The sequence below is a fragment of the Pseudomonas sp. SWRI111 genome, assembly GCF_014268555.1.
Classification (GTDB): Bacteria; Pseudomonadota; Gammaproteobacteria; order Pseudomonadales; family Pseudomonadaceae; genus Aquipseudomonas; species Aquipseudomonas hamedanensis.
Window position 1 is genome coordinate 21,295 of record NZ_JABWQQ010000005.1, and the last position, 14,476, is coordinate 35,770.

Below are 14,476 nucleotides of genomic sequence, written 5' to 3' on the forward strand. Positions count from 1 at the left end.
CTTAGTAGCCCAGTGCGAAGTCTTCTTCCTTCATGTCCATCAGGTTATTGGCGCCCGACAGCATAGTGGCCACGTGGGTACGGGTACGTGGCAGGATGCGCTGGAAGTAGAAGCGCGCGGTCTGCAGCTTGGCGGTGTAGAACGCCGCGTCGCCTGTGCCTTCTGCCAGCTTCTCGGCTGCCACACGCGCCATGTCGGCCCAGAAATAAGCCAGGCAGGCATAGCCGGAGTACATCAGGTAGTCCACGGAGGCCGCGCCGACTTCCTCGCGATCTTTCATGGCCGCCATGCCGACCTTCATGGTCAGCTCGCCCCACTCCTTGTTCAGTGCAGCCAGCGGCGCGACGAATTCCTGAACGGCTTCGTTGCCTTCGTTGGTCTGGCAGAACTTGTGGACGATCTTGGTGAAGCCTTTCAGAGCCTCGCCCTGGGTCATCAGCACTTTACGGCCCAGCAGGTCGAGTGCCTGGATGCCGGTGGTGCCTTCGTACAGCATCGAAATGCGGCTGTCGCGAACGTTCTGCTCCATGCCCCACTCGGCGATAAAGCCGTGGCCGCCGTAGATCTGCACGCCGTGGTTGGCGGCTTCGAAACCGACTTCGGTCATGAACGCTTTGGCGATCGGCGTCATGAACGCCAGCAGTGCGTCGGCTTTCTTTTTCTCTTCTTCGTCGACGCCGTATTTGACGATGTCGACCAGCTTGGCGGTGAAGTACACCATTGCGCGGTTGCCTTCGGCGAACGCCTTCATGGTCAACAGCATGCGGCGCACATCAGGGTGCACGATGATGGGGTCAGCGGCCTTGTCCGGCGCCTTCGGGCCCGTCAGCGAGCGCATTTGCAGGCGATCGCGAGCGTATTTCAGGCCACCCTGGAAACCGATTTCGGCGTGAGCCAGACCTTGCAGCGCGGTGCCCAGACGTGCGGTGTTCATAAAGGTGAACATGCAGTTCAGGCCTTTGTTCGCCGGGCCGATCAGGTAACCGGTGGCGCCGTCGAAGTTCATCACGCACGTGGCGTTGCCGTGGATGCCCATCTTGTGTTCCAGCGAACCGCAGGTCACAGCATTGCGTGCGCCAACGGTACCGTCAGCATTCGGCAGGAACTTGGGAACGATGAACAGCGAAATACCTTTGGTGCCGGCCGGTGCATCCGGCAGGCGCGCCAGCACGATGTGGACGATGTTGTCGGCCATGTCGTGTTCACCGGCCGAGATGAAGATTTTGGTACCGGAGACTTTGTAGGAACCGTCGGCCTGAGGTTCGGCCTTGGTGCGCAGCATGCCCAGGTCGGTGCCGCAGTGCGGTTCGGTCAGGCACATGGTGCCGGTCCATTCGCCGGAAACCAGCTTGGTCAGATAGGCTTCCTGCTGCTCAGGGGTGCCGTGCTCGGAAATGGTGTTCATCGCGCCGTGCGACAGGCCTGGGTACATGCCCCACGACCAGTTGGCTTCGCCAACCATTTCGCTGACGGCCAGGCCCAGCGACTCAGGCAGGCCCTGCCCCCCGTGCTCGACGTCGTGCGCCAGGCTTGGCCAGCCGCCTTCGACGAACTGCTTGTAAGCCTCTTTGAAGCCAGTCGGGGTTTTCACGCCGGATTCGCTCCAAGTGCAACCCTCAAGGTCGCCCACGCGGTTCAGCGGTGCCAGTACCTGCTCACAAAACTTGGCGCCTTCTTCGAGAATGGCGTCAACCATGTCAGGAGTTGCGTCTGCGCAAGCCGGAAGGCTCTGATAGTGCGCTTCGTAGCCGAGCAGTTCGTCACGAACGAAGCGAATATCACGCAAGGGGGCCTTGTAGTCAGGCATAGCGATAAACCTCTGCTGATGTAACCGGGAATGAACGACCGCGTTGATTTGTTGTGACGGTCAAACAGTTGTTTGAAACATACGTTTACGCCGAAATCTTGTCAAGCGTCGATCTTTTGCCGTTCGTCTTCGCCTTTTTCAAACGCCGGACACAGCAAACCGCCGCAGGCTCGGACGAGCCACGGGCGCAGAGAGAAGATTAGTTGAGCAAGAAGGACTTACCACGAAAAACGCCGCGACAAGGCGCGGCGTTCAATCAGCAGCAGACGAAACGTCAGGCAAACGTATCGATGATCGTACCCAGCACTTCGTCAGAGGCTTTGACGACTTTGACACCCAGCTCCGCCTGGAGCTTGCCCTGGGACATCTCGATGACGTTGCTGGCCAGGTCCGACTGTTGCGCACGATCCACACCGCGCAGGCGATCGACCTGCACTTCGGACGACTGGCTGGTCACCGAGCGTTCGAGGGTGTTGTTGGCAATCTGGCTGGCGGCCTGATCGACGCGGTTCTGTCCCGACTGAATCGAGCTCAGCCCTGCATAAAAAGCGGTGTTGCCGGAGATTTCCATCGTCGCTCTCATCCCTGTAAAGGATCACTGGCGGCCATTGAAGCAGACGCGCCAGAAAAACGCCCGTCAAAAACACTAATGGCACAGTGCCTGTTCATAGCGAAAACCTTAGTCGAGCAGATCCAGCTGTAAATACTCGGCCACCGCTTCGGCACTCGGCGCCTTGAGTTTCGGCACCCGGCCCAGGCAAGGTGCGGGAATGCGCTCGGCCAGAGTCGCAAGGTTTTCCTCCAACCGCGAAGCCTTCGGATCGATGATGTTCGCCACCCATCCCGCCAATTGCAGGCCGTCGCGGGCAATCGCCTCGGCCGTCAGCAACGCATGACTGATACAGCCCAGCCTGACGCCTACCACCAAAATCACCGGCAGCTTCAGCGCAATCGCCAGATCCGACAAATTATCCTGGTCCGCCAACGGCACCCGCCAGCCCCCCGCGCCTTCAATGAGGGTGAAGTCGGCATTCATTGCGAGAATCGCGCGCATCGGCGCCAGCAGCGATTGCACGGTCAGCGCCACGCCCGCTTCCCGCGCCGCCAGATGGGGAGCAATCGCCGGTTCGAACGCCACCGGATTGACCTGTTGATAAGTCAGCGGGATCGAACATTCGGCCAGCAGCGCCAGCGCATCGGCATTGCGCAGGCCTTTTGGCGTGACGTCACAACCGGAGGCCACCGGTTTGCCCGCTGCGGTACTCAATCCTGCCGCACGCGCGGCGTGCAGCAACCCGGCGGCGACGGTGGTCTTGCCGACATCGGTATCAGTGCCAGTGATGAACCAGGCTGCGCTCATAGCGGTTTCTCCAACACGGCGTAGACCACCTGATAAGTCGCCGGCAATCCCGACGCCTCACGGAAACGTTCATAAGCCTCGACCAGACCGAGAATTCGGGCTCGCCCCGTCAACCCACCCGGCCGCCCCGGATTCAGATTGTGTGCACCCAAGGCTTTCAATTCATGGGTCAGGCTGCGCACGTCCGGGTAGTGCAACACGTGAGGCTGATTATCCAGTTCCAACGTGCGCAAGCCGCTGGCCGCACACAGTTGCTCATAGCGAGCGAATTCGCGAAAGCGATTGACGTGCACCCGCCCATCGACTTGCCGCCAGCTATCGCGCAACTCAATCAACGTCCCCGTACAAAGACTGGTAAAGGCAAAGATCCCGCCCGGTTTCAGCACGCGAAACGCTTCGCCGAGTACCGCCTCGAAATCCTCGCACCACTGCACCGCGAGGCTGGAAAAAACCAGATCGCAGGTCGAGTCGCACAAGGGCAATCGCTCTGCATCCCCTGCGATAAAATGCTCGGCGCCGCCGACAGGCCGCGCATGCCTGAGCATGCCCTCGGCAATATCCAGCGCCAAACCGTGACCCTTGGCAAAACGCGAGGCCAACGCGCGAGTGAAATAACCGGTGCCACAGCCCAGATCCAGCCAGCGCGACGGCTGCAATGCCGCCGGCAGACGCCGCAGCAACTGGGTACCGACATCACGTTGCAACTCGGCGACGCTGTCGTAGCTGGCCGCCGCACGGGAAAAAGAAGCCGCCACCTGGCGCTTGTCAGGCAAGCCACCCGGTTGTCCAAAAGACAAATCAGTCATCACCGCACTCGTGTAGAAAAGCCTGGATCGCACCCGCCACTCCGTGTGGGTCCTCCAGGAGAAACGCATGACTGGCCTGTTCGATCAGACCGATTTCAATATCGGGCAACAAGGCGAACAACGCTGCCGCCGCCTCGGCCGGCACCAGCGCATCGAGGCCGGCGAACAGATGAAACTGCGGGCCGCGAAAGCCCTGCAACGCTGCACGGGTGTCGAGTTGCGCGAGCAATTCCAACCCCGCCAGCAACACATTTGCCGTGGTGTTCGGAGCGCCGCCGAGGAGCAAGCGCGACAAGCCCCGCGGGTCTTCCGCACCTTGGGTGCACAGCAACGCAAAACGTTTGAGGGTCAACCGAGGATCGGCGCTGCACCCGGCGAGAAACGCCTCGAATGTCGCCCCGGTCGTCGCGTTCGGCCACTGTTCATGAGCGACGAAGGACGGATTACTCGCCAGCGTCACCACGCCGCAGCAGCGCTCGCCGCGCCGCGCCGCCAGCCCTGACGCGAGCATGCCGCCCAGCGACCAGCCACCGAGCCAGACATCCTGAGGGATGCGCTCATCGAGTTCATCGAGCCAGTCCTGCAGGTCACTGGAGTCCAGATCCGGCAACGGTTCGATGTCGACCTGCAGATGTTCATCGAGTCCCCGCAGCGCCGCCGCCAAGGGTTCCATCGGCGAGACACCGAGGCCCCAGCCAGGCAGCAGAATCAGGCGATTACGCATGGCAGGGCTCCGATGACAGTTGGGCAAAGCAATCGGCCAGTCCTTCTAACAATAGCTGCACCTGCGCCTCGCTGTGGGCGGCGGTCAAGGTCACCCGTAACCGTGCGCTGCCGGCAGGCACGGTCGGTGGACGAATGGCCGTGACCATCAGCCCGCGCTCGCGCAGCATTTGCGACAGCCGCAGCGCACGGCCCGCGTCGCCGACCAGGATCGGCTGGATCGGCGTGAAGCTGTCCATCAGCGCAAGCCCGATCTGCTCGGCGCCTTGGCGGAACTGGCGGATCAGTGTCTGCAAGTGCTCACGACGCCAGTGTTCAGTGCGTAGCAGTTCGAGGCTTTTCAGCGTCGCACAGGCCAGCGCGGGCGGCTGGCTGGTGGTGTAGATGTACGGGCGGGCAAACTGGATCAGGCTTTCGATGAGTTCTTCGCTGCCGGCCACAAACGCTCCGGCCGTACCGAAGGCTTTGCCGAGGGTGCCGACCAGCACCGGTACATCGTCCTGGCTCAAGCCGAAATGCTCGACGATGCCACCTCCGTTGACGCCCAACGGGCCGAAGCCATGGGCATCGTCGACCATCAGCCACGCGCCTTTGGCCTTGGCCTCTCGCGCCAGCGACGGCAAGTCGGCGAGGTTTCCGTCCATGCTGAACACACCGTCGGTGACCACCAGCGTGTTGCCTGTGGCTTTCTCCAGGCGCTTGGCCAGGCTTGTCGCGTCGTTGTGCAAATACCGATTGAAACGCGCCCCGGACAACAGACCGGCGTCAAGCAACGATGCATGATTGAGGCGGTCTTCCAGCACCGTATCGCCCTGCCCGACCAGTGCCGTGACGGCGCCGAGGTTGGCCATGTAACCGGTGGTGAACAGCAGCGCACGGGGCCGGCCGGTGAGATCGGCGAGCGCTTCTTCCAGGGCGTGATGCGGGCCGCTGTGACCGATGACCAGATGCGACGCGCCACCGCCGACGCCCCAACGCTCGGCGCCAGCGCGCCAGGCTTCGATCACCTGCGGATGATTGGCCAGGCCCAGATAGTCGTTGTTGCAAAAGGCGAGCAACGGCTTACCGTCGACTACCACTTCGGGCCCCTGAGGGGACTCCAGCAACGGACGCTGGCGATAGAGGTTTTCCGCGCGGCGGGCAGCAAGGCGTGCGGCGAGATCGAAAGACATGCAGGCCTCGATGTTCAAATGACACAGGTCCCTGTGGGAGCGGGCTTGCTCGCGAATGCTGTCTCATTCAACGGTGATGTCGACTGGACTGACGCTTTCGCGAGCAAGCCCGCTCCCACAGGGGTTTTGCATTCCTTCAGAGGAATCCGCGCAGTTCTTAAACCGCAGCGTTATAGAACTGCTCGCTACTCTTCTGCTCGACCAGTGCCTGCTCGATCGCGGCCTGGTGAACCTCATCGGCGTGTTCTTCGCGAGCTTCCGGCTGGATGCCCAGACGTGCGAACAGCTGCATGTCCTTGTCCGCCTGCGGGTTGGCGGTGGTCAGCAATTTATCGCCGTAGAAAATCGAGTTGGCGCCAGCAAAAAACGCCAGGGCCTGCATCTGCTCGTTCATCGCCTCGCGGCCGGCGGACAGGCGCACGTGGGATTGCGGCATGAGAATGCGCGCCACGGCGAGCATGCGGATAAAGTCGAACGGATCGACGTCGTCGGCGTTTTCCAGCGGCGTTCCGGCGACTTTCACCAGCATGTTGATCGGCACCGATTCCGGATGCTCGGGCAGGTTGGCCAACTGGATCAGCAGGTTGGCGCGGTCATCCAGCGATTCGCCCATGCCGAGAATGCCGCCGGAGCAGATTTTCATCCCTGACTCACGTACATAGGCCAGCGTCTGCAGGCGCTCGCTGTACGTGCGGGTAGTGATGATGCTGCCGTAGAACTCCGGCGAGGTGTCGAGGTTGTGGTTGTAGTAATCGAGACCGGCCCTGGCCAGCGCTTCGGTCTGTTCCTGATCGAGACGGCCGAGGGTCATGCAGGTTTCCAGGCCCAGGGCCTTGACGCCCTCAACCATTTTCAACACATACGGCATGTCTTTGGCTGACGGATGTTTCCACGCCGCGCCCATGCAGAAGCGCGTCGAGCCGATGGCCTTGGCGCGTGCCGCCTCTTCAAGGACCTTCTGCACTTCCATCAACTTTTCTTTTTCCAGACCGGTGTTGTAGTGCCCGGACTGCGGGCAGTACTTGCAGTCTTCGGGGCAGGCACCGGTCTTGATCGACAGCAAGGTCGAGACCTGTACGCGGTTGGCGTTGAAATGGGCTCGATGCACCGTTTGCGCCTGGAACAGCAAGTCGTTGAATGGCTGTACGAAGAGTGCTTTGACTTCGGCCAGTGACCAGTCGTGACGCAGGGTGGCGGTGGTGCTCGCGCTCATGGGGAGTTCCTTGGTTATGCTTGGCTGGCGCTGCGGGAATGGAATACCCACAGGCGCTACACGGATGTTCGGCATATTTAAGGAAGACGCATGCACTGTCAACCACGTTACGAAGGTACGGTTTACATCTGTTTAAAAAACATACAGACCTGCTTGCTCTGCGATGAGCCCGCCGAAGCACAAATGCCAATGTGTGTGGCGTGTGAAAGCGAACTGCCCTGGCTCGGTAGCCATTGCCAGAGCTGCGCTTTGCCGTTGGCCGCAGACGGGCTGACATGCGCAGAGTGCCTGCTAGAGCCGCCGGCCTTTGAACAGGTCGCCGCACCCTGGGTTTATGGCTTCCCGGTGGACAGCCTGATCACCCGCTTTAAACACAACGCGAAATGGCCGTTTGGTCACTTGCTCGCCGACGTTCTCGGGCAATACCTGCAACATCGCTTCGATGAAGGCCTGCCTCGTCCTGACGGGTTATTGCCGGTGCCGCTGGCGCGCAAACGCCTGCGTCAACGCGGCTTCAACCAGGCGGCGATGCTGGCGCGCTGGTTGAGTGTTTCGCTGGACTTGCCGTATGAAGAGCAGATTTTGCGGCGGATCGTGGACACCGATGCGCAGCAGGATCTGGATGCCAAGGCGCGCCAACGCAATTTGCGCAACGCCTTTGCGTTGGCGCCCGATGCCGATGTGAAGGGACGGCATTGGGCGTTGGTGGATGATGTGCTGACCACCGGTGCGACTGCTCAGGCGCTGGCGCGGTTGTTGAGGGATGCAGGTGCGGCGCGGGTAGATGTGTATTGCCTCGCCCGCACGCCGAAACCCGGCGCCTGAAGCCCAAAATATCCCCTGTAGGAGTGAGCCTGCTCGCGATAGCGTCGGCACTGCTTACATCTATGCTGATTGATCCACCGTCATCGCGAGCAGGCTCACTCCTACAGGTTTTGTGTTCGGCTTGACTCATGCGTTGCAAGTGGCCAACGTCCAATTCACCGCCCAAGTCAAAAGCGCCGCAGATATGTCCATGCTTTCTCTCTTGTCCCAACACATCGTCCGCCGCCCGCAGCGCATCGCTCTGTTGCAACACATCGCCGAACAGGGCTCGATCACCCGTGCGGCGAAGAGCGCCGGGCTCAGTTACAAAGCGGCATGGGATGCGATTGATGAGCTGAATAACCTTGCGCAGAAACCTCTGGTCGAACGTGTCGTCGGCGGCAAGGGTGGCGGCGGCGCCAGGCTGACCCTTGAGGGCGAGCGTGTGCTGCGCCTGTATCAGAAGCTGCAAGCCTTGCAGGCGCAGGTGCTGGAAGCGGCGGAAGACGCCAGCGATCTCGATTTGCTCGGGCGGCTGATGCTCCGGACCAGTGCGCGCAATCAGTTGCATGGCAGGGTCGTGTCGATTCAGGCACAGGGTCGCAATGACCTGATTCGCCTCGAACTCGCTGAAGGGCTGGGCCTCGACGCGCAGATCACCCACGACAGCACCGTGCATCTGGAATTGCAAAACGGCACGGAAGTGGTAGCGCTGATCAAGGCCGGCTGGCTCGAATTGCTGGGCAACGACCAACCGGCAGCGCCCGGACACAATGTCCTGCGCGGCATCATCGAAGCGGTCCTTGATGCCGAGGACGGCCCCAGCGAGGTTCGCATTTCTTTGCCCAACGGCCACACTCTTTGCGCCTTGGCCGAACCGCTGCATTTGCATCGTCAGGGCCTGGCCATCGGGCAACCCGCGCAGGTGCAGTTTTCGCCGTCCAACGTACTGATCGGCACGCCGCTCTGATCCGGCCTTGCAACAAAAACGTCATCGCCCCGCATTAAGGTGTTCGCCACAACCATGCAGGGAGCCTGAGATGAGCCTGTTAGAAGAAAACCAATCCACCGATCTGGAAAAAATCGTCGGCCTCAGCCGTCGCGGCTTCATCGGCGCCGGTGCCTTGTGCGGCGCGGCGATGTTTCTTGGCGGCAACCTGCTGAGCCGCAGCGCGCTGGCCGCCAGCGTCAGTGCCGGTACCAGCCGCTTGCTCGGTTTCGAGAGCATCCCGGCGGCAACCACTGACGCCATCAGCCTGCCGAAGGGCTACAAATCCTCGGTGCTGATCAGTTGGGGCCAGCCGCTGCACAAGAACGGTCCGGCCTTCGATCCGAGCGGCAACGGCACGGCCGCCGCGCAGGAAGTACAGTTCGGCGACAACAACGACGGCATGAGCCTGTTCGCTTTCCCTGACGACCGAAACCGCGCGTTGATGGCGATCAACAACGAATACACCAACTACCGTTATCTGTACCCGCACGGCGGCATGCCGCAATCAGCCGAAGACGTGCGCAAGGCGCTGGCCTGCGAAGGCGTGTCGGTAATCGAAGTACAGCGCAGGAACGGCCAGTGGCAGTTCGTTCAGGGCTCGCGCTACAACCGCCGCATCCACGGCAACTCGCCGCTGCGCATCAGCGGTCCGGCCGCCGGCCACGACTTGATGAAAACCGCCGCCGACAAGCATGGCAAAAAAGTCCTCGGCACCTTCCAGAACTGCGCCAACGGCAAGACGCCGTGGGGCACTTACCTGACCTGCGAAGAAAACTTCACCGACTGTTTCGGCAGCAGCAACGCGCAACAACAATTCGATGCCGCGCAAAAACGCTACGGCGTCGTTGCCACCAGCAAAGACATCAACTGGCACCCGCACGATCCGCGCTTCGACATGGCCAAAAACCCCAACGAACTCAACCGTCATGGCTGGGTGGTCGAGATCGATCCGTTCGATCCACAATCGACCCCGGTCAAGCGCACCGCACTGGGCCGCTTCAAACACGAAAACGCCGCACTGGCCGAGACCAGCGACGGTCGCGCCGTGGTGTACATGGGCGACGACGAGCGTGGCGAGTTCATCTACAAGTTCGTCAGCCGCGACCGCATCAACCACCGCAACCAGAAGGCCAATCGCGACATCCTCGATCACGGCACCTTGTACGTGGCGAAATTCGATGCCGGCGACAACAACCCTGATCACCCGAAAGGCCAGGGCCAGTGGGTCGAACTGACCCACGGCAAGAATGGCATCGACGCCAGCAGCGGTTTTGCCGATCAGGCCGAAGTGTTGATTCACGCACGCCTCGCCGCCAGCGTAGTGGGCGCGACGCGCATGGACCGCCCGGAATGGATCGTCGTCAGTCCCAAGGATGGGCAGGTCTATTGCACCCTGACCAACAACGCCAAGCGCGGCGAAGACGGGCAGCCGGTGGGCGGACCGAACCCGCGCGCGAAAAACGTCTACGGGCAGATCCTGCGCTGGCGCACCGACCGCGACGATCATGGCTCGAAGACCTTTGCCTGGGACCTGTTTGTGGTCGCCGGCAACCCGGGCGTACATGCCGGGACGCCAAAGGCTGGCTCGTCCAACATCACCCCGCAGAACATGTTCAACAGCCCCGATGGTCTCGGTTTCGACAAGGCGGGGCGGCTGTGGATTCTTACTGACGGTGATTCGAGCAACGCCGGCGACTTTGCCGGGATGGGCAACAACCAGATGCTTTGCGCGGATCCCAAGACCGGTGAAATTCGCCGTTTCATGGTCGGGCCGGTAGGTTGCGAAGTCACCGGCATCAGCTTCTCGCCGGATCAGAAAACCCTGTTTGTCGGGATTCAGCATCCGGGCGAAAACGGTGGTTCGACGTTCCCCGAGCATCTGCCCAATGGCAAGCCGCGCTCGTCGGTGATGGCAATTACCCGTGAGGATGGCGGGATCGTCGGCGCCTGACAGATCGCTTTCGCGAGCAGGCTCGCTCCCACATTTGATCACCAGTGTGAATGAGATGATTGGCACACTGCAGATCCATTGTGGGAGGGGGCTTGCTCCCGAAGAGGCCTTGGCGGGTAGTCCATATCCAAGGCAAAACCCTCAACCGCTACAGTCTGCGCTACCATGCCGGGCCGGACGCAGCAGCCTGCTGCGCGCAGGAGTCAGCATGGCCCACCCGTTTGAAACCCTCACACCCGACCTCGTCCTCGATGCCGTTGAAAGCATCGGGTTTCTGAGCGATGCACGCATTCTGGCGCTCAACAGCTACGAGAATCGCGTTTACCAGGTCGGCATCGAAGATTCCGAGCCGCTGATCGCCAAGTTCTATCGTCCGCAGCGCTGGACCAACGAAGCCATCCTCGAAGAACACCAGTTCACCTTCGAACTGGCCGACATCGATATTCCGGTAGTGGCGCCGTTGATCCACAACGGCGAAACCCTGCATGAACATGCCGGTTTCCGCTTCACTCTGTTCCCGCGCCGTGGTGGCCGCGCGCCGGAGCCGGGCAATCTCGATCAGCTCTATCGTCTCGGTCAGTTGCTCGGGCGCATGCATGCGGTGGGCGGCACCAAGCCATTCGAACACCGTGAAGCCCTCGCCGTGCAGAACTTCGGTCATGCTTCGCTGAAGACCCTGCTCGAAGGCAACTTCATTCCGAAAAGCCTGCTGCCGGCCTATGAGTCCGTCGCCCGCGACCTGCTCAGGCGCGTCGAAGACGTCTATGCCGCCACGCCGCACCAGAACATCCGCATGCACGGCGACTGCCACCCCGGCAACATGATGTGCCGCGACGAGATGTTCCACATCGTCGACCTCGACGACTGCCGCATGGGTCCGGCGGTGCAGGACATCTGGATGATGCTCGCTGGCGATCGTCAGGAATGTCTGGGGCAGTTGTCGGAGTTGATGGACGGCTACAACGAATTCCACGATTTTGACCCGCGCGAACTGGCGCTGATCGAACCGCTGCGCGCCCTGCGCCTGATGCACTACAGCGCCTGGCTGGCGCGGCGCTGGGATGACCCGGCGTTTCCGCACAGCTTTCCGTGGTTTGGTACGGAACGGTATTGGGGCGATCAGGTGCTGGCGCTGCGTGAGCAGTTGTCGGCGCTCAATGAAGAGCCGCTGAAACTGTTCTGATTCAACGCTTGGCTAATGTGGGAGGGGGCTTGCTCCCGAAAGCGGTCGACATTCAACATTGATGTTGGCTGATACACCGCTTTCGGGAGCAAGCCCCCTCCCACATTTTCCGGTGTCACGATTCCATGAACATTGGGCTACGACATTTGCAGACAAATCTCCTTACAATCCCTCCTTTGTCAGTTGCCTGAGCAAGGATTCTGCATGCAAGCCGCCAACCCGCGTCGCGGGTACATTCTGGGCCTGAGCGCCTACATCATCTGGGGCCTGTTCCCGATCTATTTCAAAGCCATCGCCGAAGTGCCGGCCGTCGAGATCATCATTCATCGAGTGCTGTGGTCGGCGCTGTTCGGCGCGCTGTTGCTGATGGTGTGGAAGCACCCCGGCTGGCTGCGCGAGTTGCTCGACAATCCCAAGCGTCTGGCGATTCTCGCCTTGAGCGGCACGCTGATCGCGGCCAACTGGCTGACCTACGTCTGGTCGGTGAATAACGGCCGCATGCTTGAGGCCAGCCTGGGTTACTACATCAATCCGCTGGTCAATGTGCTGTTGGGCATGGTGATTCTCGGTGAGCGTCTGCGGCGCATGCAGTGGGTGGCGGTCGGCCTGGCGGCCGTTGGCGTGGCGCAGCAGGTGTGGCAGGTCGGCAGTTTGCCGTGGGTGTCGCTGGCCCTGGCGCTGACGTTCGGTTTCTACGGGCTGATCCGCAAACAGGCGCCGGTCAAGGCATTGCCGGGGCTGGTGGTGGAAACCTGGATGCTGGTGCCGATCGCTATCGCCTGGTTGTTGTTCAACCAGACCGCGACCAGCGTGCAACCGGCATTCTGGACCACCTCCGAGGCCTGGTGGCTGGTGGCCGCCGGGCCGGTGACATTGGTGCCGCTGGTGTGTTTCAACGCCGCCACCCGCCATCTGCCCTACACCACCATCGGTTTCCTGCAATACATCGCGCCGACGCTGGTGCTGCTGCAAGCTGTGCTGCTGTTCGGCGAGCACTTGTCGTCCAGCACGCTGGTGGCGTTCATGTTTATCTGGGCCGGTCTGGCCGTTTACAGCGTCGATGCGTGGATAAGTCTGCGCCGGCGCAGCTGATCAAAAAACGCACAAACCTCCACAGGCCACGGTTCTCGTGGCCTGCACCGTTCCTTCCCAAGGTTATCCACAGCGTGATCCCCGCCGTTTGTGTGCAACTCACTGATAACTGGCGGTTTTTTGATCAACCTTGGCAAAGCCACGGCCACTATGGGGTTGCGGGCTGTCTCTACAGGTTATCCACAGGCAGGTGCACGTTAAAACTGGATAACCTCAACGGCCGTTAAACGTCTGTGCGTAACACCAACTCGACCATCAGGTCATCGGCCAGGGTTTCCAGCCGCGCTTGCAACACGTCCAGCGATAACGTCAGCGGCACCGCGAGTGTTGCTTCGGCGTGAAACAGCGATTCGCTGCTCATCGGAGCCGGACGCACCTCCGTCACCAGCCTTTCCAGATTCACGCCCTGCTCGCTCAACAACCGTGTGATGTCGCGCACGATGCCGGGGCGATCATTGCCAACCAGTTCCATGGCGATCGGTTTCCAGGTGCAGGATTGCTCGACACCGCTCTCGGCGATCAGCACGCGGATACCGTGCGCCGCCAGCGCCTGTAAGGAATCGACTAATTCGTCGTAAGCCTCCGCCGGCACACCCACACGCAGAATCCCCGCGAATTGCCCCGCCATCCGCGACATGCGGCTTTCCAGCCAGTTGCCGCCGTGCTCGGCAATGCACTGGGCGATGCGCTCGACCTGCCCGGGCTTGTCCGGGGCGAAAACCGTGAGTACGAGATGGTCCATGGCGCAGCCCTCTTGTCATGACTTTTGTTACCGAAGGGCAAGTATAGGCAAGGGCGTTGATTCAGCCCGACCCGGTGCTGGAATTGGAAACCATCTGCAGACGATGACCTGTGGCGAGGGGATTTATCCCCGTCCGGCTGCGCAGCAGTCGCAAATCCTGCCAATTGGGTCTGCCTGCCAGAGCGCAGGGGCGGCTTCGCCACCCAACGGGGATAAATCCCCTCGCCACAGATTCCCTCACCCCAAAGGTGGAGACGCCAAAACTGCGCCATAGCAGCCAAACAGCATTTATGTGTACAACTTTCGATATTTAGCTGGAACAATCCAACAGTTTTTTGAGAACATCCCGTTCCGCGATGTGACCGCAATGCGACATGAGGTCGCAGAACGACGTAATTAGTCTGATTTTCACAAGCGCAACTCATCATGTAGTATGCCGCAGCGCGCACTACATAACGCTGGATCGATGTCTGCCCAAGGCCCGTCCGCAACCCTGAAAGCCCTGTCAGCAAGGCCCCCAAGCCGTTGATGGGTCCCAGCCCAGCCGCCCGCAATGGCATGTACTGGTCGGCAGGTTTGTGGTTTAAATGGCCCGAGGCTTCATTGCCAAATTGAAGAGCTGAAAAGCGAAA

Annotated in this window: 13 protein-coding genes; 5 read left to right on the top strand and 8 right to left on the bottom strand. The window is 61.0% G+C overall.

The window, feature by feature from the left end:
• Window position 1: 1 nt before the first annotated feature.
• From HU755_RS08350 to bioB, 7 genes are all read right to left on the bottom strand, one after another.
• The gene (locus HU755_RS08350; protein ID WP_186550855.1) at window positions 2-1,807 is read right to left on the bottom strand and encodes a phenylacyl-CoA dehydrogenase; all 1,806 of its coding nucleotides are present in this window, start codon (window positions 1,805-1,807) and stop codon (window positions 2-4) included.
• Window positions 1,808-2,081: 274 nt separating this feature from the next.
• The gene (locus HU755_RS08355; protein WP_186631460.1) at window positions 2,082-2,378 is read right to left on the bottom strand and encodes a pyrroloquinoline quinone biosynthesis protein PqqE; all 297 of its coding nucleotides are present in this window, start codon (window positions 2,376-2,378) and stop codon (window positions 2,082-2,084) included.
• A 108-nt stretch (window positions 2,379-2,486) separates the two neighbouring features.
• On the bottom strand, window positions 2,487-3,167 hold the full coding sequence (gene bioD, locus HU755_RS08360; RefSeq protein WP_186631463.1) for a dethiobiotin synthase: 681 nt from the start codon (window positions 3,165-3,167) through the stop codon (window positions 2,487-2,489).
• Window positions 3,164-3,973, bottom strand: a complete 810-nt coding sequence (gene bioC / locus HU755_RS08365) for a malonyl-ACP O-methyltransferase BioC (protein ID WP_186631467.1) — start codon at window positions 3,971-3,973, stop codon at window positions 3,164-3,166. The genes bioD and bioC overlap by 4 nt, the downstream gene beginning before the upstream one ends.
• Window positions 3,966-4,697, bottom strand: coding sequence for an alpha/beta fold hydrolase (locus HU755_RS08370; protein WP_186631470.1), 732 nt, complete (start codon window positions 4,695-4,697; stop codon window positions 3,966-3,968). Before HU755_RS08370 ends, bioC begins: the two co-directional genes overlap by 8 nt.
• A complete protein-coding gene (gene bioF, locus HU755_RS08375) occupies window positions 4,690-5,868 on the bottom strand; it encodes an 8-amino-7-oxononanoate synthase (RefSeq protein WP_186631473.1) in 1,179 nt (392 codons plus the stop codon). Before bioF ends, HU755_RS08370 begins: the two co-directional genes overlap by 8 nt.
• Window positions 5,869-6,025: 157 nt before the next feature.
• Complete coding sequence (gene bioB / locus HU755_RS08380) at window positions 6,026-7,081, bottom strand: biotin synthase BioB (protein ID WP_186550843.1); 1,056 nt, start codon at window positions 7,079-7,081, stop codon at window positions 6,026-6,028.
• 90 nt (window positions 7,082-7,171) lie between these two features.
• On the opposite strand from bioB, the gene HU755_RS08385 reads away from it, so the two are divergent.
• From HU755_RS08385 to rarD, 5 genes are all read left to right on the top strand, one after another.
• On the top strand, window positions 7,172-7,906 hold the full coding sequence (locus HU755_RS08385; protein ID WP_186631476.1) for a ComF family protein: 735 nt from the start codon (window positions 7,172-7,174) through the stop codon (window positions 7,904-7,906).
• Window positions 7,907-8,090: 184 nt separating this feature from the next.
• The gene (locus HU755_RS08390) at window positions 8,091-8,855 is read left to right on the top strand and encodes a TOBE domain-containing protein (RefSeq protein WP_186631480.1); all 765 of its coding nucleotides are present in this window, start codon (window positions 8,091-8,093) and stop codon (window positions 8,853-8,855) included.
• Between the two features lie 70 nt (window positions 8,856-8,925).
• Complete coding sequence (locus HU755_RS08395) at window positions 8,926-10,827, top strand: PhoX family phosphatase (RefSeq protein WP_186621052.1); 1,902 nt, start codon at window positions 8,926-8,928, stop codon at window positions 10,825-10,827.
• 208 nt (window positions 10,828-11,035) lie between these two features.
• Window positions 11,036-12,010 carry a serine/threonine protein kinase gene (locus HU755_RS08400; protein WP_186631483.1) on the top strand — a complete coding sequence of 325 codons (975 nt, stop codon included), beginning with the start codon at window positions 11,036-11,038 and terminating at the stop codon, window positions 12,008-12,010.
• A 204-nt stretch (window positions 12,011-12,214) separates the two neighbouring features.
• A complete protein-coding gene (gene rarD, locus HU755_RS08405; RefSeq protein WP_186549172.1) occupies window positions 12,215-13,102 on the top strand; it encodes an EamA family transporter RarD in 888 nt (295 codons plus the stop codon).
• A gap of 223 nt (window positions 13,103-13,325) precedes the next feature.
• On the opposite strand, the gene HU755_RS08410 is transcribed toward rarD, so the two are convergent.
• Entirely contained in the window at window positions 13,326-13,844 is a 519-nt protein-coding gene (locus HU755_RS08410; RefSeq protein WP_186621058.1) for a glycine cleavage system protein R, read from the bottom strand.
• Window positions 13,845-14,476 lie beyond the last annotated feature (632 nt).

Bases quoted from the DNA above. Each gene is read 5' to 3' on its own strand.
- HU755_RS08355 (WP_186631460.1), bottom strand. From the start codon at position 2,378: ATGGAAATCTCCGGCAACACCGCTTTTTATGCAGGGCTGAGCTCGATT.
- bioB (WP_186550843.1), bottom strand. From the start codon at position 7,081: ATGAGCGCGAGCACCACCGCCACCCTGCGTCACGACTGGTCACTGGCC.
- HU755_RS08400 (WP_186631483.1), top strand. From the start codon at position 11,036: ATGGCCCACCCGTTTGAAACCCTCACACCCGACCTCGTCCTCGATGCC.
- HU755_RS08370 (WP_186631470.1), bottom strand. From the start codon at position 4,697: ATGCGTAATCGCCTGATTCTGCTGCCTGGCTGGGGCCTCGGTGTCTCG.
- bioD (WP_186631463.1), bottom strand. From the start codon at position 3,167: ATGAGCGCAGCCTGGTTCATCACTGGCACTGATACCGATGTCGGCAAG.
- HU755_RS08350 (WP_186550855.1), bottom strand. From the start codon at position 1,807: ATGCCTGACTACAAGGCCCCCTTGCGTGATATTCGCTTCGTTCGTGAC.
- bioF (WP_186631473.1), bottom strand. From the start codon at position 5,868: ATGTCTTTCGATCTCGCCGCACGCCTTGCTGCCCGCCGCGCGGAAAAC.
- HU755_RS08410 (WP_186621058.1), bottom strand. From the start codon at position 13,844: ATGGACCATCTCGTACTCACGGTTTTCGCCCCGGACAAGCCCGGGCAG.
- HU755_RS08390 (WP_186631480.1), top strand. From the start codon at position 8,091: ATGTCCATGCTTTCTCTCTTGTCCCAACACATCGTCCGCCGCCCGCAG.
- HU755_RS08395 (WP_186621052.1), top strand. From the start codon at position 8,926: ATGAGCCTGTTAGAAGAAAACCAATCCACCGATCTGGAAAAAATCGTC.
- HU755_RS08385 (WP_186631476.1), top strand. From the start codon at position 7,172: ATGCACTGTCAACCACGTTACGAAGGTACGGTTTACATCTGTTTAAAA.
- rarD (WP_186549172.1), top strand. From the start codon at position 12,215: ATGCAAGCCGCCAACCCGCGTCGCGGGTACATTCTGGGCCTGAGCGCC.
- bioC (WP_186631467.1), bottom strand. From the start codon at position 3,973: ATGACTGATTTGTCTTTTGGACAACCGGGTGGCTTGCCTGACAAGCGC.